We start from the raw sequence: 22,370 nt of genomic DNA, 5'->3' as shown, positions 1-22,370 counted from the left end.
AGAAGGATAAAAATCATGAGTATTTTAGTTATCGCTGAGCACGACAATAAAGCACTTAACGGTGCAACTTTAAACGTTGTAGCTGCAGCTCAAAAAATCGGTGGTGATATCACTGTATTGGTTGCGGGTTCAGGTGCGCAAGCTGTTGCAGATCAAGCAGCGAAAGTAGCTGGTGTAAGCAAAGTATTACTTGCTGACAACGCAGCGTATGCAAACCAATTGGCTGAAAACGTTGCTGCTTTAGTTGCAGATTTGGGTAAAGGTTATTCGCATATCCTTGCTGCATCGACTACAACAGGTAAAAACGTACTTCCACGTGCTGCAGCGCTTCTTGATGCAAGCATGATCACTGACGTGATTGCGGTTGAGGGTGCAAAAACTTTCAAACGTCCTATCTATGCAGGTAACGCGATTGCAACTGTAGAATCTGCTGAAGATATCGTACTTGCAACTGTTCGTGGTACAGCATTTGACCCAGTTGCTAGCGAAGGTGGTTCTGTTGCAGTTGAAGCTGTTGCTGACGTTAAAGATGCAGGCATCTCTAAATTCATTTCTGAAGAGATTGTGAAATCTGAACGTCCTGAATTAACAGCAGCGCGTATTGTTGTTTCTGGTGGTCGTGGTGTGGCTTCTGGTGAAAACTACCATAAAGTTCTTGATCCATTGGCTGACAAGCTTGGTGCAGCACAAGGTGCATCACGTGCAGCTGTGGATGCTGGCTTCGTACCAAACGACATGCAAGTAGGTCAAACTGGTAAAATCGTTGCGCCTGACTTGTACATCGCTGTTGGTATTTCTGGTGCGATTCAGCATTTGGCGGGTATGAAAGATTCTAAGGTGATCGTTGCGATCAACAAAGATGAAGAAGCGCCAATCAACGCAGTTGCTGACTACTGGTTAGTAGGCGACTTAAATACTGTAGTGCCTGAATTGGTGTCAAAACTATAATTGGGCACTTAAGTTGCGAAAGCCCTTAAGGAAACTTAAGGGCTTTTTTAATTGATTGAATATTCATTTTTATTATTAAGTCATAATTAAGCGATACAAGTTTTTATCGGCTTAATTTGAGTAATTTGTATTGAGTATAATTTACGTTAAATAATTGAATTGTGTTATAATTATACAATTATTTATATAAATTTTTAATAGAATTGCTCTATGGGTGGAGTTTAAATTGTCATTTGATTTACGGTTTTCTTGGCCGATTTTTTTAGCAATACTGATGTGCTTGTGTTTTCCATTGGTACAGCTGATTCACAGTAACGCCGTATATAGTATGACGACAGTACATATCATCGAGGCGATACAAGCTGTGTTATTGCTTATTTTTGCCATATCGACATATGTGTATATGAAGCCACTGCAACTCAGTAAAGGTCGTAAGCTATTTTGGATATGGGCAGTGTGTTGGTGGGTTGTTCTTTTAGGACGTAGTACGAGCTGGGGAAGAGATTATTTTCCAGAAATCCCGAAAATTTTCTTTCGTGGCGTTTCTATTCTATTAATTGCATCCGTAGTATTTCCATTACTCAATGCAGCGTTGCGGCGTGAAATTGCCAATAAATTTAAGAATGGAGCTTTTTCACTGTGGGCAGTGATTTTAGTGATCTTTGGTTTAATGATTTCAGATGCAATTGAGCATCATCGTTTTATTGGTAATTTGTTTGTTTATAATGTCGCTTATCGGGATTTGATGGAAGAATTGTACGAATTTCCATTGATCATCGGATTGTTTATCGTTGCTTTTCAGTTCATGAAACAGGATAAGCAAAGCGATACTCATATTGAAGTCAATTAATTCATACTTAAAAGCACTAAAAAGGCTCCTGATTCTAGGGGCTTTTTTTATATTTGAATAAAAAATTCGAGCGGTTTTTTGAAAAAATGAGTCCGAGAATGTGACCCGTTTTGCTGTTTAAAAAATAAACCTTAAATTCAAGAAAATTAACAAGATTAAGATAAATCTTATGGCACAAAAATCAGAGTTTTTATGCTATAATTTACGGCTAAATTTCAGATTTTAATCCTACATTTTTGGGTTAATTTTTTGCAAGATTGATTATACAAAAACAAGTGGTTCAATGATGATCCGCTTGTAATAAGGAGTATGCATGAGCGTATCGGAAATTAGACCGATTGCCATTGAGGATGAACTGAAAAGCTCATATCTCGACTATGCTATGAGTGTGATTGTATCTCGTGCATTACCAGACGTAAGAGATGGTCTAAAGCCCGTTCATCGTCGTGTGCTTTTTGCTATGCACGAGTTGGGCAATGACTATAACAAAGCCTATAAAAAATCTGCACGTGTGGTCGGTGACGTCATCGGTAAATATCACCCGCATGGTGATTCTGCAGTTTATGAAACCATTGTTCGTATGGCTCAAGAATTTAGCCTACGTTACCAATTGGTAGATGGTCAGGGTAACTTCGGTTCGGTCGATGGTGACAGCGCAGCAGCAATGCGTTATACCGAAGTACGTATGCGTAAATTGACCCATGAACTCTTGGCTGATCTCGAAAAAGATACGGTTGAATGGGAAGATAACTACGACGGCTCTGAGCGTATTCCTCAAGTTATGCCAACGCGTGTACCAAACTTACTCATTAACGGGGTAACAGGTATTGCAGTAGGTATGGCAACCAACATGGCACCGCATAACATGACTGAGGTTGTGAATGCTTGTCTTGCTTATGCAAATAATCCAAATATCAGCATTGAAGGATTGATGGAGCATATTTCTGGTCCAGATTTCCCAACAGGCGGTATTATTTATGGTAAATCAGGCATTGTAGATGCTTACCGTACAGGTAAAGGTCGTCTGCATATCCGTGGTAAATACCATATTGAGGAAGATGCAAAAACTGGTCGTAACACGATTGTCTTCACTGAAATTCCTTATCAAGTCAACAAAGCAAAAACCATTGAACGTATTGCTGAGTTGGTGAAAGAGAAAAAACTCGAAGGCATCTCTGAACTTCGTGATGAGTCAGATAAAGAAGGGATGCGTATTGCGATTGACTTGAAGCGTGGTGAAAACGCTGAAGTGATCGTGAATAACTTGTTCCTGAATACTCAACTTGAAAACTCGTTCAGCATTAACATGGTTTGCCTAGACAATGGTCAACCTAAGTTAATGAACTTAAAAGACATCATTGCGGCATTTATCCGTCACCGTCAAGAAGTGGTGACACGTCGTACCATGTATGAACTGCGTAAAGCACGTGAACGTGGACATGTTTTGGAAGGTTTGACAGTTGCTTTAGCCAACATCGATGAAATTATCGAAACCATCAAAACATCTGCGAATCCTGCAGAGGCACGTGAGCGCTTACAAGCAGGTGAATGGAATGCAGGTGGCGTAGTTGCTTTGCTTGAAAAAGCAGGTTCGGTGTCTGTACGTCCAGATGTGATTGAAGGTGAAGATCTTGCTAAACCATTTGGTTTTGATGGCAGTATTTACCGTCTTTCACCTACGCAAGTTGGCGCAATTTTAGAATTACGTTTACATCGTTTAACAGGTCTTGAACAAGACAAGTTACATGCTGAATATTCTGATATCTTAGCGCAAATTGCTGAATACACTGCAATCTTGAATGACTTCAATTTGTTGATGGATGTCATTCGTGAAGAATTGGCATTGATCCTTCAACAATATGGTGATGGACGTCGTACGGACATTGTTGAATCACGCATTGATTTTTCACGTGAAGATTTGATTCCTGAAGAGCAAATGGTGCTCACTGTTTCTCAAACAGGTTATGCGAAAACTCAACCATTATCTGACTATGCTGCTCAGCGTCGTGGTGGTCGTGGTAAGTCTGCAACCAGCATGAAAGAAGATGATTACATTCAACATCTGATTGTGACGTCGAACCATGCAACGGTTCTGTGTTTCACCAATGTCGGTAAAGTTTACCGTCTGAAAGTGTATGAAGTACCACAAGCTTCTCGTGGTTCAAAAGGTCGCCCAATGGTGAACTTGTTGCCACTGGATGCTGATGAAACGATTACAGCAATCTTACCTGTGATTGATGCACCGAAGAAATTTAAAGACCGTCTCGCAGCGTTCCAAGCATTTGTGAAAGCGAATGCGGCTAAGTTGCAAGAAAATGAAGTGATCAATAGTCATTTTGAAGCACTTCAATCTGCTCTTGCTGAACTTGAAGATGGTGCGGATGATATTTCTGATGCGCTACGTGTGCAGTTAAAAGAATTGGGTGTAGAACTTTCTACTTCTGATTTGGATGACGAAATCATCAATGACTTTGCTCAACAAGTTGAAGCTGTTCGTAAAAACTTCTATGTGTTTATGGCAACGGCTTCAGGTACGATCAAACGTGTTGAATTAGAACAATTTAGTAATGTTCGTTCAAATGGTTTACGTGCAATCGAGTTAAAAGAAGACGATACCTTAATAGGTGTTGCGATCACTGATGGCGAACAGCAAATCATGTTGTTCTCGAACGAAGGTAAGGCAATTCGTTTTGCTGAAACTGATGTCCGTGCAATGGGTCGTTCTGCGAAAGGTGTACGTGGTATGCGTGTAACCTTTGCTGCTGCCACTGTTGAAGAAGATGTCGATACTGACGTTGAGTCAGAAGATGAGGATTCTTCAGACAGTAACGTGATGAGTCGTATTGTTTCACTTGTGGTTGTACCAGAAGAAGGCGAAGTATTGTGTGCGTGTGCCAACGGTTATGGTAAACGTACACCAGTAGGCGACTTCCCAACTAAGAAACGTGGCGGTAAGGGCGTGATTGCGATCAAGACCTCTGAGCGTAACGGTGAGCTGGTTGGTGCGGTGTCTATTGATGAAACCAAAGAGCTGATGTTGATCTCTGATGGTGGTACTTTAGTTCGTACACGTGCTTCAGAAGTGGCAACGACTGGTCGTAATGCGCAAGGTGTTCGTCTGATCCGTTTAGGTAAAGAAGAAATCCTTGTGGGTGTGGTTTCAGTTGAAGCTGTTGAAGAAGATGAATTCGTTGAAGCTGTTGAAGGTGAAGAATTAATTCATTCTGAAACTTTAGTGGATGATGAAACGATTGTAGATCAAACTGAAAATGAATCAGATGTGAATGAATCTGATGATGAGTAAGTTAGGTTGATTAAAAAAGGACGCGTAAGCGTCCTTTTTTAAGTTTAACCATTGCTAGTACGTTTGAAATTTTCATCATTGCTACAGTAATCAAGACTATCTTTTAAAATTCCAACTGCACGATATATATATTCAGGTTTATCCAAGAAAATCGTACCATTAGGTTGAATTTCTAGACCTGATCGAATTAATTCAATTTTTCTTTGCTCATCCAATGGAACAATAAATTGGATAGTCGGGCGTTTACGGTTCACATCATATCTAAATAACCATCGGTTATTTTTGTTTTGGAACAAAATTGAATAATAGCTTTCAGTATCTCTTTGATTAAGTTGTGCTTCTGGAAATAATTCACTCACAATCGAATAAAGAATTTGCTCATCTTTTGTTGTAATTATTCTATCATTATGAATATCTACAATATCCTCAAAACCATCATTAGAATCAGCTGGATTATTAGTTTCAGTTATTTGCTCTACAGGTTTCGCTGTAATAATAGTTGGTGAAGATAGCCCTTTTACTACCGTATCACTAATAGCTTGTTCAACTGCTTGTTTAACGAAGGGCTGAATACTTTCTAAAAATTTAGTATTTAATTGTCTTTGAATACTCGCTTGTTGAGCGACATAACGGACAAAATCAATATCAACTTCATTAATGCTTTTTCTGATAACACTTTTGAAGAGCTGAATATATTGATTTTCTTCAGCAAAATAACGTAATTTTTCTACATGAAAATTATCATGTCTAAATTCTGCCAATTGAATAAGTTCTTCAGCTTTATGTCTTGTAAAATCAACAACTAAAAATGGTTTTTCATCCATTACGTTTGTATTAATGAGATCTGTAAAAAAGCGCCATTCTTTTCCGTTTGTGATCGCGCCGATAGTCACACCAAGACTGCTATTAAAATAACGAGATAACTGCGGTGCATGGTTCGTTAAATTTGCTGTAAATGGTTTTGCTTCAATGAACATGACAGGTTGTCCATTGCAATACAATGCATAATCAACTCTTTCCGATGCTTTAACTCCTGGGAAGTCAGCAGCAAACTCAGCAAGAACCTTTGTAGGATCATAAGGGCTGAAACCTAAAATATCTAAAAGAGGGAGAATTAATGCTTGTTTCGTCGTTTCTTCTGTAGAGCAATGTTCCCCAACACGTTTGACGTGTTCAATATGATTTTGTAGCTTATTTACAAAAGTTTCCATTTAAAACCTACTGAATAATATTATTTTGATTAAATATTATTCAGTATTGAACTAATTCATTTATATTTCAATAACTAATATTGAGAAAACAATTTGAAAAATTTATGAAAAATAGACTAAATTCACAAAATATAAATTAAAAAAGGACGCCGAAGCGTCCTTTTTAAGATAAATGAAAATTAAAGTTCGTTTTGAGCAGCAATATTATAATTTTTTTGCTTTTCAGTATCGAACTGACCTTCCCATTTACTAATCACAAGCACAGCAAGCGCATTACCAATCACATTCAATACCGTACGTGCCATATCTAAAATACGGTCAATACCTGCAATAAACGCAAGACCTTCAAGTGGAATACCAACACTACCCAATGTTGCTAAAAGCACCACGAAGGACACCCCAGGAACACCTGCAATCCCCTTAGACGTAATCATGAGGGTTAATACAAGCACAATCTGCTGTGTAATGGTTAAATCGATACCGTAAAGCTGTGCAATAAAGATTGCCGCAATACTTTGGTAAAGGGTAGAACCATCTAAGTTAAATGAATAACCAATAGGCACCACAAAACTGGTAATCGATTTTGGCGCACCATACGCTTCCATCTTTTCCATCATACGTGGTAAAACGGTTTCAGAGCTTGCCGTAGAGTAAGCTAAGATCAACTCATCTTTTAAGATTTTAATAATCGTCCAAATACTAAAACCACAGAACTTAGCGACAAAACCTAACACAACAAAAATAAAGAATAAGATTGCTGCATAAACCAAAACGGCTAATTTGAGTAATGGTATGAGTGAAGTAAATCCAAAATTCGCCACAGTCACAGCGATTAAGCCGAACACACCAAATGGTGCGAACATCATAATCATATGTGTCACTTTAAACATGGTTTCTGAAATTGCTTTCAGCACATCCAGCAAAGGCTGTTTGGTTTCTTTTGCAAGCGAACCCAAGCCAAGACCAAAAATCACGCAGAAGAAAATAATAGGCAACATATGCCCATCAGTCATTGCTGAGAAAATGTTGGATGGAATGACCGATAAAATGGTGTGAACTAAACCATGTGCTTGGCTGCTGACTTCTTGTGTCGTTTGTTGATATTGTGAAATATCGGTCTGCGTCAGACTCGACATGTCGATACCAGCACCTGGTTTAAAGACATTTGCAGCCACTAAACCAACAATAATCGCAACAGTGGTAATAATCTCGAAATAAACAATGGTTTTTACACCGAGTTTTCCGATACTTTTACTGTCTCCAGCATTGGCAATACCAAGAATCAACATTGAAACCACGAGTGGAATCACGATCATCTTGATTAAATTAATAAAAATTTTACCAAGTGGGCTAAGAATATTATTGATTAAGAGATCACGATATTCGGGTGAGTTGTGCAAAAAAGAGCCAACAAGCACACCTAAAATGAGCGCAATTACGATTTGCCATGCGAGGCTAATCTTAATTCTCTTCATGCTAAACCCTTAAAATGAAATTTGGGGAATAAAAAAACTGCCTTGAAATGCTGTCAAAAACTCACGACAAATTTGGGAGAAATGATCGTTTAGAGTGACAACCAAAGGGCAGGAAATGAGGAAATCGCATTATTTTGCAACGTTATATTCAATTCAGCTAACTTTTTTATGTAGTTTTGGTTTAATAGATTAAAAAACTAACAGTTTAATTTGGTTTATAAATGATATTACTATTTTTTATAGTAATACTAGATGTATATAGTGATGAGTGTCACGATTTTATGGGTGTGGATTTTAAACGATAGAAACTCAAGATAAGAAATATAGCGCCAATTGACGCTAAATAAATCAATTTAGGAATCACGAGTTGCGTAGGAACTCCCATCTGATTGAGTTGGATAAACAGTTGAATGCCTTGGGTTGATGGTAAGGCATTTGCACTATATTGCATCCATAGCGGCATGGCTGCATGAGGCCATGCTGTCCCTGAAAGTAAAAACAAAGGAATGGAGGTAAAGACGATAACATGCCCAGCACGTTCAGGCATGTCTAAAAATGAAGCCAAAAACATTGAGATTGCAATGACACAGCTCACATAAATAGGCACAGACAACAGCATTCCCCAGAAATTCCCCCCATGCGGATAGTCATATAACCAAAACGTAAAGCCGAATAAATACAAACACCCTAAACAGCCAATAGTGAATATGGCGCTAAACAATCCCCAGAATTGACTTGGAGTCGGTCGCCATAACTTTTCTCTATAAGTGGCAATGAGCATACATAGACCCAGTAATATTGTCTGATGAATAATCAGAGGTGCGACCGCAGGAAAAACATAACTGCCATAACCTGAAAGTGTATTGAACAGTGGAATTTGATGAATAGAAATCGCAGGTGAAAATTCGGAGATATTGGCAAATTTTTCAGCTTGTATAGCCAAAGCATTTTCAATTGATGCAGCAAGTCCCAAACCAATTTTTTGAGTAACCAAGAAATTCGCAGCACTGAGATATAAACCAATTCCACCTGTTTCGCCACGACGTAAACTATTGGATAAGTTATTGGGCAACAGCAAAATACCATCGGCTTGATGAGATTTCACCATCAGTTCCGCTTCGGCAAAATTTCCTGTAATCGATGTAATGACAACGTTAGGACTTTTACTGACTTGATCTATAATTTGATTACTGACTAGACTTTGTTCTTCATCTACTATAACGATCGGAAGTGCTTCCGCATGTTCAGCTTTATAGGCGGTGGGGTAAAAAAAACTATAAAAAATCACTGAGAGAATAAAGGTCGTGAATATCGAACTGTTTTTTACAATATCTTTAAATGTTTGGCAGTAAGCATTCCAAAAATTAGCTTTCGATTTCATGTTGCTAATCCTCTTAAATATTTATTTAAAAGAACATATGCGATGCAACAATAAATGATGCAATAAATCGCCAATATGCCAAGTGGGAGCAAAGAAATGAAAACAGGTGTTCCAATGACCCATTGTTCCGTTTGAAGCTTGGCATAAGGGGTAAATGGAATAATATTCGCCCAAAACTTGGTGAAAATAGGCGCGTTATTTAATGGTAGTGTCACACCCGCAAAACTTAGCGATGAACCACCATAAACAGCAATTAAACCAAAAGAACGTGCCAAATCTTGTGTCGCAAGAACGACAGTTGAACTAATGAATGCATAAGCGCAGTACATTAAAAATTGCCCGAGTAAAATCACCCACAGATGACCTTGTACGAACCATCCTCTTATTTCAATGAGCCAGAACATCCAAAGCCAAGTCCAAAAACTAAAGATCAGCACATAGGTCAGATTCTTAGAGAGCAAGCTTTTCCAAACCGCAGCGGGCATGGTGGTTTGATTGACCCAATCGGAAACGGTTTTATATTTCAGTTCTTGCCCTATTGAAAATGCAACACAGCAACAGAGCAATAAATGCAAAATCGCGAGAATCATATAAGGTTCTAAATACAACTCGTAATTTAAGTTGGGGTTATAGAGTGGTGAAATCTTGATGTTTGGCGTAGGGACTTCAATTGCAGGTAAGGTATTGTCTAAATAATTTTGACCTGAAAAATCAGCTAAGGCTCTGAGTGTACTCACCAGCATGGCGGTTGAAATACTGTTACCAACACTAAAATAACTTTGATTAAAGGCGATACTAATCTCTGCATCCTTACCTTGTACAAAACGTTGTTCAGCACCTTGTGGAATGGTGATATAGCCCCAAATTTTATTTTGATTCAGTAATTGTTCGACTTCATCTTGCTGATGGTCAATTTGCTCAGTCTTCAAAGTATGATTTAAACCGACATATTTTTCGATATTTCGACTGAGCTCACTTTGATCTTGATCAATAATCGCGATGGGCAAATGGCTGGGTTTACCCTGATAGAACATACTGCTAAATAAAACAATAATACAGATTGGCGCAAGCGTCGTTAGACATAAATCCCATTTATGATGGATGAGATAATGGAGTTCACGCCAGAAACCTTTGCCCATTATTTGGACTCTTTCACTTTAAAGAGCACACTCATCCCAACTTTGAGGTCAGGGATTTTCTCCGTTGGTCGTAACTCGACTTTGAAACTGCGAATATCGTAGCCACCAGTTTGACGTGTGGTTTTAATGGTGGCAAATTCACCTTCAGCATCAATATGATGAATCTTAAACTGCGCTGTTTTTTTTAAGGCAGGAATATAACCTTGAATCGTGTCTAATTGATAAATTTGTGCATATAGATCCTCACGGATATTCAGGCTGACAGAAATTTCATCGTCTTGAATAATGCTCACCACGGGCACTGCTGCCGCCACCAATTCAGACACTTTTCCGTAGATTTTAGACACAGTGCCATTAATTGGGGAACTCAGTTTGGTTTCGGCATCTAAAGCATTGGCTTCTGCCACCGCAGCTTTGGCAATTTCAACCTGGGCATCTGCAGATGATTTTTGTTGTGGTGTACTCCCACGGTTTGCACGAGCGTATTGTTGATAAGCCGCTTCGGTCAGTTGTCCTGCTGAAATGGCTGCTGCTTGAAGTTCATCACGACGTTGACGGGAAATCACACCTTCCTTAAAGAGATTTTGTCCACGTTGTGCTGTGGTACTGGCTAATTGCTGCTGTGCTTTCATGGCTTGCCAATTGGCATAGAGACTTTCGACGTTTTCTTGTTGCGAGCCACGATCTGCTGTGGATTGTAAGGCGAGGGCAGACTGTAGACTAGCCAAAGCTTGCTGTTTTTTTGCATCAATTTCAGGGCTGGCCAATCGAATTAAGTCTTGTCCTTTGGTGACTTTCTGTCCGTCATGAACATAAATTTCTTCTATGCGACTCGGAACTTTGGTGCTGATATGTAGGGTTTCAGCTTCAACGCGACCTTGTAGTTCGATTTCTTTAGGTTGATAGGCTTTCCATAAGCCATATGCAATCACAGCCAGTAAAATGATGACAAAAATGGCTGCTATTATTTTGATGGTTTTATTTTTTTTTGTGTCATTTGGCTGAGGATGATCATTTTGAGGATGCACTTGTTCTGGCTCGATTTGACTAGATTCAGCTGTGTTTTGTGAAGCTGATTCATTATCTGAAATGTTGGAATCTGAATGGTTTTGTTCTTGAGTCATATGATTTCCATCCATCAACGAATGTAGCTGGTATTGGTTTGTGTGACATAATTTTGGAACTGATCAATTGAACCATGACTTTGTAATAGGGTCGCAAGAGACATTACGTATTTATAAGCATTCAAAGCCATTTCACCTTTAAGACCTGATAACGCATTCTGAGCATCAATGACTTGGTTGGCTGTGCCCATATCTTCCTTAAATGACAAAGATTGAATACGTAAGTTTTCTTGAGCTGCCAGCATATTTTTCTGTAAAAGTTGATGGGTCAATTGAGCCGTACTGAGTTCGCTATATGATTTATAAATGACATTTTCAATTTCTTGTTTAGTTCGTTCAGTGAGTAACTCTGTGGCATAGCGTTGTAATTCAGCTGCTTGCACAGACTTATTTTTGTCCACTCCTGAAAATAGATTATAGCGAGCCATCACCCCAATAATCCAATTTTGCTTGTCGTCTAGACTGTATTCACCGAAAGCAAATAGATTCGGTTTTTTCGCAGCATTTTTTGCTTTTACATTGGCGTTGGCAAGTTGGGTATCCATCTGCATTTTTTGAATCAGTGCAGATTGATCTTGATAACTTTTCAACAATGCATTCACATTTTGATTTTGATTCGAGTTTACAAATAGGGGAGTGGTCAGTTCAGTGATTTGACTGCGTCTCAGTAAATTATTCAGTTGAAATAGACTGGCTTTGTAGTTGGCTTGGGCATTTTGATAACCACGTTCAGCATTATTTTTCGCCACCTCAAATTGCATGCGTTGCCCTTTGGCAATAAAACCCTGTTGTTCAAGTTTCAGCGCATTGTTGTAATGGCTTTGCATGGCACTTAAATTGGACTGATTTGAGCTTAAAAGTTGCTTTTGCATTTGTACATTGAAATAGGCTTGAATCAATTCAAAACGTTGCACATCTTGTTGTTGTTTAGTGGTGAGTTGACTGCGTTGTGCATTGATTTTAGCAATTTCTTTAGCGCTTGAGGTTAATCCACCGGTATAAAGTGGCATGAGCACTGAAACAGTTGGACGAATCACCTGATCTTCAAGAACCACGTTGGTTGAATCTGGAAAAAGTCCAACACCGCTATGAATCGCTTGATTAAAATCTTGTTTCAAAGGATCTGCAATATTGGGTGCCCAATTTTGTTGGTCGACCACATTATTGACACTTTGCGATAAGGTTGTTTCTAAATTATTTTTGAATTTATCCAGTGGAATGTCCACTTCACTATGAAACGCATAAGCACGGACATTTAAATCGACACGTGGTAATCCTAAGCCTTTGACTGCTTCCGCTTCAAGTTGTGAAGCTTGTTGTAGGGCTTGATTGGCTTGTGTGGTATAGGAATCTTTTAAAAAAGATTGTTCAGCTTGACCATAACTTAAAGACTCAGCATGAGAGATTGAACTGAATATCGATAATAACAGGGTTGTCATGATCCATGGACGCGAAGTGCTGATCCTGCGTATTGAGGGTTGTGATACATGTTTTCTCTTATTGTTGTTTTTAAAGAAAAGCACAGACATAAATCAAACTCTTAAGGGTTTCAAATCATTATATGATATTGGTTGAGGGATGTGAGATTGAAGTAGTAACTGAATTGTTTAAAAACATCCTACAAAATATCTATAAATAGAGGTGAAATAGTGTATTCGATGTATATTCTATTTTCTCTGAGATTGTGTAAAAAAACAAATATAAAAGAAATTAATTCAAAATAAAAATGTGTTCTTTATTGAGAAATTAACTTTAAAAGCGAAAAAGTATTGAAATATTTTCAGGAGAATATACTGCAAGCCTGCGCAAGATATGGTTAAATGCCATCATTTTATTGTGTTTCACTTTGAAAGGAAAAATCATGCGCGCCTACAACTTCTGTGCTGGTCCTGCTGCATTACCTACTGCTGTTTTAGAAAAAGCTCAAGCTGAATTGCTAGATTGGCAAGGTAAAGGTCTTTCGATCATGGAAATGAGCCATCGTAGTAAAGACTATGTTGCCGTTGCGGAAAAAGCAGAAGCAGATTTGCGTAAGCTGATGAATATTCCTGAGAACTATAAAGTATTGTTCTTACAAGGTGGTGCTTCACTTCAGTTTTCTGCGATTCCTTTAAACTTATTGGGTAAAAACAACAAAGCAGATTATATCCATACTGGGATTTGGTCTGAGAAAGCACTGAAAGAAGCACAGCGCTATGGCGATATTCATGTCGTGGAAGCGGGAACAAGCATCGATGGCAAACTTGCTATTACAGCGCAAAGTCAATGGAATTTATCGGATGATGCGGCTTATGTGCATTACGCAGATAATGAAACCATTGGTGGTTTGCAGTTTGCAGGTATTCCAGAGGTGCAAGCGCCTTTAGTATCAGACTTGTCTTCAAGTATTTTGTCTGCACCAATCGATGTGACTAAATTTGGACTGATTTATGCGGGTGCGCAAAAGAACATTGGTCCTGCAGGTTTAACTTTGGTGATTGTTCGTGAAGATTTACTCGATCAAGCCAAACCTGAAATTCCAAGTATTTTGAAATATGCTGCTCAAGCGAAGAATGATTCGATGGTGAATACACCTGCGACTTATTCTTGGTATTTATCGGGTCTCGTGTTTGAGTGGTTGCTTGAGCAGGGTGGGGTAGATGCGATTCATCAAGTGAATCTTGAAAAAGCGAAATTGCTTTATGGCTTTATTGATTCAAGTGATTTCTATAACAATCCAATTGCGTTGCCAAATCGCTCAATTATGAATGTGCCATTTACATTGGCGAATGCTGATCTGGATAAATTGTTCCTTCAAGAAGCAGAACAAAATCACTTGTTGAATTTGGCAGGTCACCGCTCTGTAGGTGGTATGCGTGCAAGTATTTACAATGCTGTACCTTTAGAAGGGGTTCAGGCATTGGTGAACTTCATGTCTGAGTTTGAAAAGCGTCACGGTTAATGACTTGAAGACCTTATAAAGAAAATCAAAAAGCCCTCATAATGAGGGCTTTTTTTAAATGTGTTGAAAATAGGATGCGAGTTTAGAAGCTAAATTTAGGCGTAATCATCAATAAATTTAGATGGATGTTGGAAAAATCCCAACCAAATGAAGGATGACAGCAGAGAGGAACATGCCTAAAATGAAGAAACAACAAGCCCAAGTATCCACTCGAAAACGAGGGGAACTATGTGTCATTAAACTAGTCGATTGTTCTGGTATAATTTTCATCCAACAGCCTAAATGCTAATTTATAGTTAAATCCTATTTATTTGATGTATTTTTAGCATAAATATTCGCCTGAATCCAGATATTTCCGCGAATATATTGACCAATTTCGAAATTTTTATATAAATTATCTTTAGTTGCGATGCGAATCAGGGTCGCAGGTTGGTTTTCATCTAAAATGAGCGTGACATCATAAAGGGTATAATCTTCATTTAAGGCGCTCATTGACGTCTTGCCTACAACTTTGCCTTGGAACCAGGCTTCATCTTCTTGACCCAATATTTCACCATATAAATACGCCACCATTTTTGAAAAATCTACAGTCACAGGCTCTTTGTCTGCTTCTGTCTTTGGTTCCCATGCATCAATCAGTTGTTGTAGATTTGCTGGTGCAACACCATTATTTTCACTTAAAATTTCATTTAAAGCACGATGGTGTTTAATCGATGCAGGATCATCAACAACAATTTGTTCGTGATCTGATACTTTTTCTAAGCTATATGCCCAGCCATTTAATTGCACTTTATAACTTTGTTGTTTCTGGTATTGGTTATGATTGACCGAATATAAACTATCAAATGCATAGACCACGCTATTGGGATTTACCTTGAGCTGTAAAACAGCCTGAGTGTTGGATTTGCACGTAATCACTCGCTCAACCGTCGCATCTAATGTATAGGGACTACTGAAGATTGGGAATGCTGTTTTCAGTGATTTTGGCTTATTGTTGTCGACTTCAATCACTTGTGAAAATTGGATTGCAGATTTTTCTGGGCCTTGGATGAGCCAAACAGCGGCGTCCATCTCACTTTCTTGTTGGCATAGCCCCATTGGCATGACAGGTGTCTCTAAAGCCAGACCTAACCATTTAGGAACTTCTTGTGTTGGATTTTCAGTCAGTAAGCTCCAATGCTCTACATGACTGCCAAAGTTTTTATCGTCAATGGTAATAATTTCTGGTCTATTTTGATTGTTCATATGCACATTTTGAGAGTGAGTGACTTATGTATCATTAATATCGAGGGTGATTGCTTTTTTTCAAGCCCCAATCAATGTTTTTTATTGAAATAAAGAGTTTAGCTCAAAAAAAGTATGCTGCTGTAAAAAAATGATAAAAAAAGAAGTACTCAATGACTTCTTTTATCTATCTTGAACATCAGAACTTAAAACTTACATCTGCAATAAATTGGCGACCGATTTCGGATGATAAGGTACCGCTATCTGTGACCATTAAATTGTGTTTGTTGAGTACATTATTTACAGTTAAACCAAATATTAAATCCTGTTTTCGTTGAGTTTTTGCGGTATACGTTAGTCTTGTATCCCATGTGAATTTACTTGAAAATGATTTTTCTTCAATCACGTAGATTGACTTGCCATTGGGTAGAGACATTTTAATTTCTTTGTTTTTTTCATCTTTTTGATTGACATAATTGGTGGATTTATCCCGATAGTAGAAAAAATTATTCCAACTGAGTGGGATATTTTTGGCTTTCATGTCCCATGTTAAGCGTGCTGTAATCGGTGAATCCTTAGTGGGTAAATCACTGCGATTAAATACTTGTCCTTTGAAATAGACTTGTGTGTTGTAGTCAGCATTTGAGTTGTCGAGAACTTTATAATCACTGGTAAAAGTTTTATTGTCGATGTAGCTGACACCCAAACTCAAGTTATGATGAATATTTAAAAAATCAATAGGTTGTATAGATGCTACGTTCAATGTGTAAGTGTCTGATTTTCCACCATCAACATTTTTATAAGTGCGTGATTGATCATCGATAGGTTGTTGTTCGCGAATCTGATTTTTAAATGTTCGATTAACCCACTTTAATCCAATATTCATGTTGGCTAATTGACTGTTGATTGCAAAGACGCGTTCATCGCTATATGGTGTTTTCAGATCCGTTGCTTCAGCACCTGTAACATTGGTTTTAGGTGTTTTAATCCAGCCATAATTATTACTTGAATCCCATGAGTCCAAATATACTAAACCTCGAGATAAATCAGCATTAGCTAAATAAGCTTTTGCATCTAACTCCGTAGAAAGATATGTTGTACCGTAGTATCGATTAAATCCCGCTAAGAATATTAATTTATCATTATGAAATGGTAGATATTCAATATTGGTTCTTGGTGCAATATTTAAATTTGAAGCAAGTGATTCATAATCAGCACGCACACCAAAACGTGCTTTGAAATTTTTCCAAGCAATACTATCCTCAATAAATACATTCCATTGATCTTGTCTCGCTGTAAATTTTCCTTTGCCGTAAAGTGTTCCCTTCCTGAGGTACTGTCCATTCCATTGCTCAAAAGCTGCGGATGTTGTTGGTCGATAGTTGAGATCACCTTCATCACAGAGATAATCACCTATTGCACAGCTAGCATCTCTTAAGTTACCGCGTTGAGGATCAGTTTTGGTGGTGTTATTTTCATATCCAGTACCAGTATATAAGGCCATATCATTATTTCTTTCCCAAGAGCCTTCATTATGGTTATAGCCAAAACCTAGCTTTATTTGATGATTCATTTGTAGAAAATCAAATGCATTCAAGCTTAACTTTGCATCGTAGGATAAATTTTTTTGCTCATTAATTAAATCTCCACCATAACCACCCATGGTGTAAGTACTACCATCTTTTAGTCCAATAATGTCATTTTTGGAAATAGGGGAGTAGGCCCAGTTCACAGAATAATTCTGTTTTAATTCCCGATTTAATTCGCTTGTTCTGTAATTTAGGTTTTGTTCTAGCTTGAACTGCTCAAAAAGCTTCTCATTATTTATAAAAAACGAATGAGTAATCGTATCAATGTTATAGTTCGAGTTTAAAGTATTTTTATAATAGCCTTCTTTATCATAATTATAGTGCTCTATACCAAATTGATATTTCGAAGTCGCGTTTGGTGTATAAAATAATGTTAATCCTACACTGTCATTGTTTTCCTCAGTCTTGACTTTTTCACCTTCAACAAAGCCACTCATCACTGGAATAACAGAATTGCGTTTAGCAAGATTTAAACTGAGTCCAAATTTCTCAGACATACGTCCATAGAAGTTCGCACTACCGCCTTGTATGGTATATTCTCGGTTGTGAGTTGCATCTTGCTTTTCCTCAAAACTTGTTTCTTCTGTTTCATTTAAATAATTAAATCGAGCCCAAGCATCAGTAGTGTAATCATAACTTAAGCTTCCATGAATTTGGCCTATTTCAGTTTGAGGAGCACAAGTCTTCGCTTGAATTACACCGCCTAAAAAGTCACCATGCTCGGCACCAGCATTGCTATCAATGACTTCTAATTCGCAAAGAAGATCTGTATTGATATTTGCCGTTTGGGAGTTACTTGGCATACCATAATAATTAGCATCAGCACTTTCACCTACTGGATCAAATGTATTCGATGTATTTACGCCATTAACGACAAATTTATTTGCAAAATTTGGTGCACCATTAATAGAGATTTTATCTGGTGCTAAAGAACCTTGGGTTCCGGCGCTATTTGCATCACGAGAAAATTGAACATTACTATTGGTTTTTAAGAAATCGGTAATTGATTTTTTACTATTCGGCATGCTTTCAAGTTGATCTTTACTATAAACGGTATTACCGACTTCACTTTTCTCCTTAGCTTCAACCACGATCGTTTGTAATGACGCATTGACATTATTTTTGTTTGTTTCAACCTCATTGGCTGCAAAACTATGCGTATTCATTGCTGCAAAAATTGCGAAACTTAAAGGAGAATATGCAAACTTCATAATAAATTAAACGAAATGAAAACGAGAGTGATTATCATTAAACATGATTTATTAATCAATATACGTTTGCACTTTAATCATATTTAAATTCTATTAAAAAATATTTTTTGAGTATGAATGGGCCAAAGTGAACAATGAAATTTTTTAGTTTAATGCGTTTTCATTTTATACGTGGAGGTAATGAGTTATAGAGGAATGGGTTTAAGGAGAAAAACATTCAGACTATATGATTTGCTGAAAATTCATTTGAATAGCTATTGAAGCGAAAGATTAGACATTGATGTCATTTGTTTAAAATTATATAGCTGAATATTGTTGTGAGTAAAAAGGGAGTGTAAATATCAATTCAAAAAAAGAGGGCAATAGAAGGCAGTTCAAATATTACTAGAAAAATATTTGAAATATAGGGATGTAAGGATATGGAACTGGTTTGAAGAGAGAGTTTTTTTAATTGGCGTCCCTACGGGGATTCGAACCCCGGTTACCGCCGTGAAAGGGCGATGTCCTAGGCCTCTAGACGATAGGGACGTTTAGAAGATGGCGGTATCTTATTGATCCGCCACCAAAGTGTCAAGCAGGTGAGGTGCGAGTTTGTTCAAAATATAGCAAAACAGTTCAGCGGTCTTCTGCGTATCATATAATGCTGAATGTGCTTCTTTCCCATCAAACTCAATTCCAGCTTGAATGCATGATTTCGCTAGCACTGTTTGACCAAACATTACCGCACTTAAAGTCACTGTATCGAATACAGAAAAACTATGAAATGGGTTCTGATTTTTTGTACCCGTACGATTGATTGCAGCTTTTACAAAGCCTAAATCGAAATGAGCATTATGACCCACCAAAACAGCATGCGTACATTGCTGTTGCTTACGTACTTCATTGATTGATTTGAAGATACGTTTTAGCGCTGATTTTTCATCTTCAGCCATCGCCATACGCATTGGATTATTGGGGTCAATTCCAATGAAATCTAAGGAGCGACGATCTAAATTCGCACCCTCAAATGGATTTATATGTGCATGGTACGCTTGCCCTAGAACAAACTCACCTTGTTCATTATAAACGATAGGGATACAAGCAATTTCGAGTAATGCGTCTGTATCTGCATTAAAACCTGCTGTTTCAACATCAACAACGACAGGTAAAAAACCGCGAAAACGTTGACCGATGATAGGTTGATTTTCAGTTGTCAAACCTTTCTCCATTGAATGGTCTTTCCAGCATATAAAGGAATAATCGTTTCATTTTCCAAATACGTTAAACTTTCTGGAATGACTTGATCTTCTTTAACTAAGGTAATGGTGTTGGTGTTACGTGGAAGACCATAAAAGTCTGCACCAAAATGGCTTGCAAAGCCTTCGAGTCGATCAATTTTTCCAACTTGATCAAATGCTTGTGCATACAATTCAATTGCTGTTGGAGCACTGTAGCAACCTGCACAACCACAGGCATTTTCTTTGGCATTTTTAGAGTGCGGTGCACTATCTGTACCCAAGAAAAATTTTGGATTACTGCTGGTTGCAACTTCAAGCAAAGTTTGCTGATGCGTTTGGCGCTTTAAAATTGGAAGGCAATAGAAATGTGGCTTCACTCCACCGACTAACATATCATTACGATTGAATAATAAATGTTGCGGTGTAATCGTTGCAGCAATATTACGATCTTGCTCTAGTACAAAATGAGCTGCTTCACTGGTGGTGATATGTTCTAAGACCAATTTTAATTTTGGAAATTGTTTTAACAGTGGAGATAAAACTTCATCTAAGAAGCGTTTTTCACGATCAAAAATATCAACATGGTTATGGGTTACTTCGCCATGTAACAGCAATGGAACTTGATGTTCTTCTAGTTTTTCAATGACTGCATAAACTTTACGAATATCGCTGACACCGTTGTCAGAATTAGTTGTTGCGCCAGCAGGGTAAAGTTTGATGGCATTGACAACGTCAGACTGCTTGATTTTGAGTACTTCATCTGGCGATGTGTGATCTGTGAAGTATAAAACCATTCGAGGATCGAAGTTTAAATTTTCAGGAACATGCGCCATGATTCGGTTGCGATATGCCACAGCTTCTTCAACTGTTTTTACAGGCGGAACTGTATTTGGCATACAGATTGCGCGAGCAAATTGACGAGCTAAATCAGGAACAGTACGTTGTAATGCAAGTCCATCTCGTAAATGGGCATGCCAATCATCAGGTTGAAGCAGAGTGATCGTATTCAAGGTGATTATTACTGAAAAAATAAAGTAGATGATAATCCAAAAATCAACAAATTGATAACTGCAAAATAGAATTAAATTTACGATTTAGATAAGAAATATATAATAATGTGCTTATTTATTAGTCGTTTATATAAAAATTAATCTGATTTGAAATTGTAGCAATTGATTTTACTGGCGATCATTGTAGTTTATTGTTTCCTTGATGTGAATTCAATCACAAAAATATATAAGAAGCGTGATAAAAATTGCTTTATTGGTGTCTGGTTTTTAAATTTAATATTTTGATTTTCCTTAAAAAATGCTAATGTTGAATATAATCAAAAAACAATTATTTAGTGGAAAAAGAAATTAATCTGGCACCTTAAATACGTATTATGAAATTGCAAATAGAAATCGATCAATTACAACATAAAAAATCTGAAATTGAGCAACTTCTAGAGATTCAAAAAAATAAGTTAATTCATCATTTTGACCCTGAACTCGAAGCGCAATTTTGGAAAGACCGTCAAGATCGTTTAATTAAAATGATCGTGCGTGCAATTGTGCCTGCAATAAAAATATTTATTATTTTTGAATTGATTAGTCTACCACTGAATTATTTAACCACAGCACCTGAACATCGATTGCATGATGTTGGTCTAACCATGTTGTCTTATACGGCAGGGTGGATCGCATTATTTACCACATTTGCGATGGCAAAACGACCCGCTTGGCATGCTTATTATAATCAAATTGTGGCTGGGGTAATTTGCTTTGCATTAACCATTGTACAGTCTGTACTGTAGTCTATGCATTCTTTATCAATGACTTGGCGTGGCTCGTTAATCATTGCATTTGCCACGATGTTTGCCTATTTATGTTCAGGTTTAAGACCCAAAACAACGTTCATGAGTTGTATGTGCGCGGCAATAATTACATGTCTTTTTTTATGGTGGGATGGTGTTCATCGCCCCATCTGGATTATTAGCAATACACTAATTTTATCAAACTTAGTCGGTTTGGCTTTGGCTGTTTTGGCTATTTCAACTGAGCGTATTCGTTTTCTACAATCGATTATTATTGAATATGATAAAAAGATTTATTCATTTTTAAATGAGCATTTTATTCGTTTAAGTCAGCAAGACACCTTAACATTGTTGGGCAATCGACGTGGATTTGAACAGCAACTTATGGATGAAATTCAGTATACGCAAACCTATAAAAAACCATTTTCTTTGCTATTTATAGATGTCGATTACTTCAAACTTTATAACGATTGTTATGGGCATGATCAAGGTGATCAAGCTTTAATTCGTGTTGCCCAAACATTATTACGTCATTTGGATGATGGTGATACTGCCATTCGTTATGGAGGCGAAGAGTTTGTGGTGTTGTTAAAAGATGTTCAAGAAGATCAAGCCAAAGTCATTTCACAACATATTTTGGACGATATCGCATTGCAAAAAATTGAACATCGCCAATCAAGTATTGCTGATCATTTGACTATAAGTATTGGCTTAACCATGTTTAATGGGGATCATGATATCGGTTATTCCGATCTTTTAAAACAAGCGGATCAGGCGCTATATCATGCAAAAAGTATGGGAAGAAATTGTTATTATGTTTGGAATCGCGAACAAGCAGAACTGAACCTTTATTCTGATCTCACACAACTTGAAAGAGCAACGCAGGTCTTAAAAAAGACCGTTTAAAGCATTCGACGATAAAACCGATCCCTTTAAAAAGTTGTAATACATGTAGAGGAAT

Annotated in this window: 17 protein-coding genes and 1 tRNA gene; 6 read left to right on the top strand and 12 right to left on the bottom strand. The window is 37.6% G+C overall.

Features of this window, described 5'->3' with window-relative positions:
- The first annotated feature begins 15 nt into the window (after nt 1-15).
- From G8E00_RS11300 to gyrA, 3 genes are all read left to right on the top strand, one after another.
- On the top strand, nt 16-948 hold the full coding sequence (locus G8E00_RS11300) for an electron transfer flavoprotein subunit alpha/FixB family protein (RefSeq protein ID WP_166224708.1): 933 nt from the start codon (nt 16-18) through the stop codon (nt 946-948).
- A 226-nt stretch (nt 949-1,174) separates the two neighbouring features.
- On the top strand, nt 1,175-1,798 hold the full coding sequence (locus tag G8E00_RS11295) for a hypothetical protein (protein ID WP_166224705.1): 624 nt from the start codon (nt 1,175-1,177) through the stop codon (nt 1,796-1,798).
- 313 nt (nt 1,799-2,111) lie between these two features.
- Entirely contained in the window at nt 2,112-5,102 is a 2,991-nt protein-coding gene (gene gyrA, locus G8E00_RS11290; protein WP_166224701.1) for a DNA gyrase subunit A, read from the top strand.
- A 44-nt stretch (nt 5,103-5,146) separates the two neighbouring features.
- On the opposite strand, the gene G8E00_RS11285 is transcribed toward gyrA, so the two are convergent.
- The 6 genes from G8E00_RS11285 to G8E00_RS11260 all read right to left on the bottom strand — a co-directional run bounded on the left by G8E00_RS11285 (nt 5,147) and on the right by G8E00_RS11260 (nt 12,871).
- On the bottom strand, nt 5,147-6,313 hold the full coding sequence (locus G8E00_RS11285; protein ID WP_166010816.1) for a type I restriction endonuclease: 1,167 nt from the start codon (nt 6,311-6,313) through the stop codon (nt 5,147-5,149).
- 179 nt (nt 6,314-6,492) lie between these two features.
- Nucleotides 6,493-7,788 carry a glutamate/aspartate:proton symporter GltP gene (gene gltP, locus G8E00_RS11280; RefSeq protein WP_166010814.1) on the bottom strand — a complete coding sequence of 432 codons (1,296 nt, stop codon included), beginning with the start codon at nt 7,786-7,788 and terminating at the stop codon, nt 6,493-6,495.
- 271 nt (nt 7,789-8,059) lie between these two features.
- Complete coding sequence (locus G8E00_RS11275) at nt 8,060-9,169, bottom strand: ABC transporter permease (protein ID WP_166010812.1); 1,110 nt, start codon at nt 9,167-9,169, stop codon at nt 8,060-8,062.
- Nucleotides 9,166-10,308, bottom strand: coding sequence for an ABC transporter permease (locus tag G8E00_RS11270; RefSeq protein ID WP_166010810.1), 1,143 nt, complete (start codon nt 10,306-10,308; stop codon nt 9,166-9,168). Before G8E00_RS11270 ends, G8E00_RS11275 begins: the two co-directional genes overlap by 4 nt.
- On the bottom strand, nt 10,308-11,432 hold the full coding sequence (locus G8E00_RS11265; protein ID WP_166010808.1) for an HlyD family secretion protein: 1,125 nt from the start codon (nt 11,430-11,432) through the stop codon (nt 10,308-10,310). The genes G8E00_RS11270 and G8E00_RS11265 overlap by 1 nt, the downstream gene beginning before the upstream one ends.
- A gap of 14 nt (nt 11,433-11,446) precedes the next feature.
- Entirely contained in the window at nt 11,447-12,871 is a 1,425-nt protein-coding gene (locus G8E00_RS11260) for a TolC family protein (RefSeq protein WP_166010806.1), read from the bottom strand.
- A gap of 422 nt (nt 12,872-13,293) precedes the next feature.
- On the opposite strand from G8E00_RS11260, the gene serC reads away from it, so the two are divergent.
- Nucleotides 13,294-14,373 (top strand): 3-phosphoserine/phosphohydroxythreonine transaminase, encoded by a 1,080-nt coding sequence (gene serC / locus G8E00_RS11255; protein WP_166224694.1) that lies wholly within the window; start codon nt 13,294-13,296, stop codon nt 14,371-14,373.
- A gap of 117 nt (nt 14,374-14,490) precedes the next feature.
- Here the strand turns inward: serC and G8E00_RS11250 are convergent, their stop codons facing one another.
- From G8E00_RS11250 to pyrC, 6 genes are all read right to left on the bottom strand, one after another.
- Nucleotides 14,491-14,643: a hypothetical protein gene (locus tag G8E00_RS11250; protein WP_166010802.1), complete on the bottom strand. Its 153-nt coding sequence runs from the start codon at nt 14,641-14,643 to the stop codon at nt 14,491-14,493.
- Between the two features lie 33 nt (nt 14,644-14,676).
- Nucleotides 14,677-15,618, bottom strand: a complete 942-nt coding sequence (locus G8E00_RS11245) for a hypothetical protein (RefSeq protein ID WP_166010800.1) — start codon at nt 15,616-15,618, stop codon at nt 14,677-14,679.
- Between the two features lie 178 nt (nt 15,619-15,796).
- Nucleotides 15,797-18,397: a TonB-dependent receptor plug domain-containing protein gene (locus G8E00_RS11240; protein WP_166224691.1), complete on the bottom strand. Its 2,601-nt coding sequence runs from the start codon at nt 18,395-18,397 to the stop codon at nt 15,797-15,799.
- Between the two features lie 452 nt (nt 18,398-18,849).
- Nucleotides 18,850-18,925, bottom strand: a tRNA-Glu gene (locus G8E00_RS11235).
- Nucleotides 18,926-18,945: 20 nt separating this feature from the next.
- Nucleotides 18,946-19,605 carry a ribonuclease T gene (gene rnt / locus G8E00_RS11230; RefSeq protein WP_166224688.1) on the bottom strand — a complete coding sequence of 220 codons (660 nt, stop codon included), beginning with the start codon at nt 19,603-19,605 and terminating at the stop codon, nt 18,946-18,948.
- Complete coding sequence (gene pyrC / locus G8E00_RS11225) at nt 19,590-20,624, bottom strand: dihydroorotase (RefSeq protein WP_166010794.1); 1,035 nt, start codon at nt 20,622-20,624, stop codon at nt 19,590-19,592. Before pyrC ends, rnt begins: the two co-directional genes overlap by 16 nt.
- Nucleotides 20,625-20,998: 374 nt before the next feature.
- On the opposite strand from pyrC, the gene G8E00_RS11220 reads away from it, so the two are divergent.
- Together G8E00_RS11220 and G8E00_RS11215 are read left to right on the top strand one after the other, a co-directional pair.
- Nucleotides 20,999-21,409 (top strand): hypothetical protein, encoded by a 411-nt coding sequence (locus tag G8E00_RS11220; RefSeq protein WP_166224685.1) that lies wholly within the window; start codon nt 20,999-21,001, stop codon nt 21,407-21,409.
- A gap of 18 nt (nt 21,410-21,427) precedes the next feature.
- Complete coding sequence (locus G8E00_RS11215) at nt 21,428-22,315, top strand: GGDEF domain-containing protein (protein ID WP_166224682.1); 888 nt, start codon at nt 21,428-21,430, stop codon at nt 22,313-22,315.
- The last annotated feature ends 55 nt before the right edge of the window (nt 22,316-22,370 follow it).

Origin of the sequence: Acinetobacter shaoyimingii (assembly GCF_011578045.1) — a bacterium.
In the GTDB taxonomy this organism is placed as follows: Bacteria; Pseudomonadota; Gammaproteobacteria; order Pseudomonadales; family Moraxellaceae; genus Acinetobacter; species Acinetobacter shaoyimingii.
The sequence above is the reverse complement of the archived record's forward strand: the minus strand, read 5'-3'. Positions and strand labels throughout refer to the sequence as shown.

Excerpts from the sequence above, each read along its gene's own strand:
- G8E00_RS11300 (WP_166224708.1), top strand. The coding sequence starts at position 16 with ATGAGTATTTTAGTTATCGCTGAGCACGACAATAAAGCACTTAACGGT.
- gyrA (WP_166224701.1), top strand. The coding sequence starts at position 2,112 with ATGAGCGTATCGGAAATTAGACCGATTGCCATTGAGGATGAACTGAAA.
- G8E00_RS11285 (WP_166010816.1), bottom strand. The coding sequence starts at position 6,313 with ATGGAAACTTTTGTAAATAAGCTACAAAATCATATTGAACACGTCAAA.
- gltP (WP_166010814.1), bottom strand. The coding sequence starts at position 7,788 with ATGAAGAGAATTAAGATTAGCCTCGCATGGCAAATCGTAATTGCGCTC.
- G8E00_RS11275 (WP_166010812.1), bottom strand. The coding sequence starts at position 9,169 with ATGAAATCGAAAGCTAATTTTTGGAATGCTTACTGCCAAACATTTAAA.
- G8E00_RS11270 (WP_166010810.1), bottom strand. The coding sequence starts at position 10,308 with ATGGGCAAAGGTTTCTGGCGTGAACTCCATTATCTCATCCATCATAAA.
- G8E00_RS11265 (WP_166010808.1), bottom strand. The coding sequence starts at position 11,432 with ATGACTCAAGAACAAAACCATTCAGATTCCAACATTTCAGATAATGAA.
- G8E00_RS11260 (WP_166010806.1), bottom strand. The coding sequence starts at position 12,871 with ATGACAACCCTGTTATTATCGATATTCAGTTCAATCTCTCATGCTGAG.
- serC (WP_166224694.1), top strand. The coding sequence starts at position 13,294 with ATGCGCGCCTACAACTTCTGTGCTGGTCCTGCTGCATTACCTACTGCT.
- G8E00_RS11250 (WP_166010802.1), bottom strand. The coding sequence starts at position 14,643 with ATGAAAATTATACCAGAACAATCGACTAGTTTAATGACACATAGTTCC.
- G8E00_RS11245 (WP_166010800.1), bottom strand. The coding sequence starts at position 15,618 with ATGAACAATCAAAATAGACCAGAAATTATTACCATTGACGATAAAAAC.
- G8E00_RS11240 (WP_166224691.1), bottom strand. The coding sequence starts at position 18,397 with ATGAAGTTTGCATATTCTCCTTTAAGTTTCGCAATTTTTGCAGCAATG.
- rnt (WP_166224688.1), bottom strand. The coding sequence starts at position 19,605 with ATGGAGAAAGGTTTGACAACTGAAAATCAACCTATCATCGGTCAACGT.
- G8E00_RS11220 (WP_166224685.1), top strand. The coding sequence starts at position 20,999 with ATGAAATTGCAAATAGAAATCGATCAATTACAACATAAAAAATCTGAA.
- G8E00_RS11215 (WP_166224682.1), top strand. The coding sequence starts at position 21,428 with ATGACTTGGCGTGGCTCGTTAATCATTGCATTTGCCACGATGTTTGCC.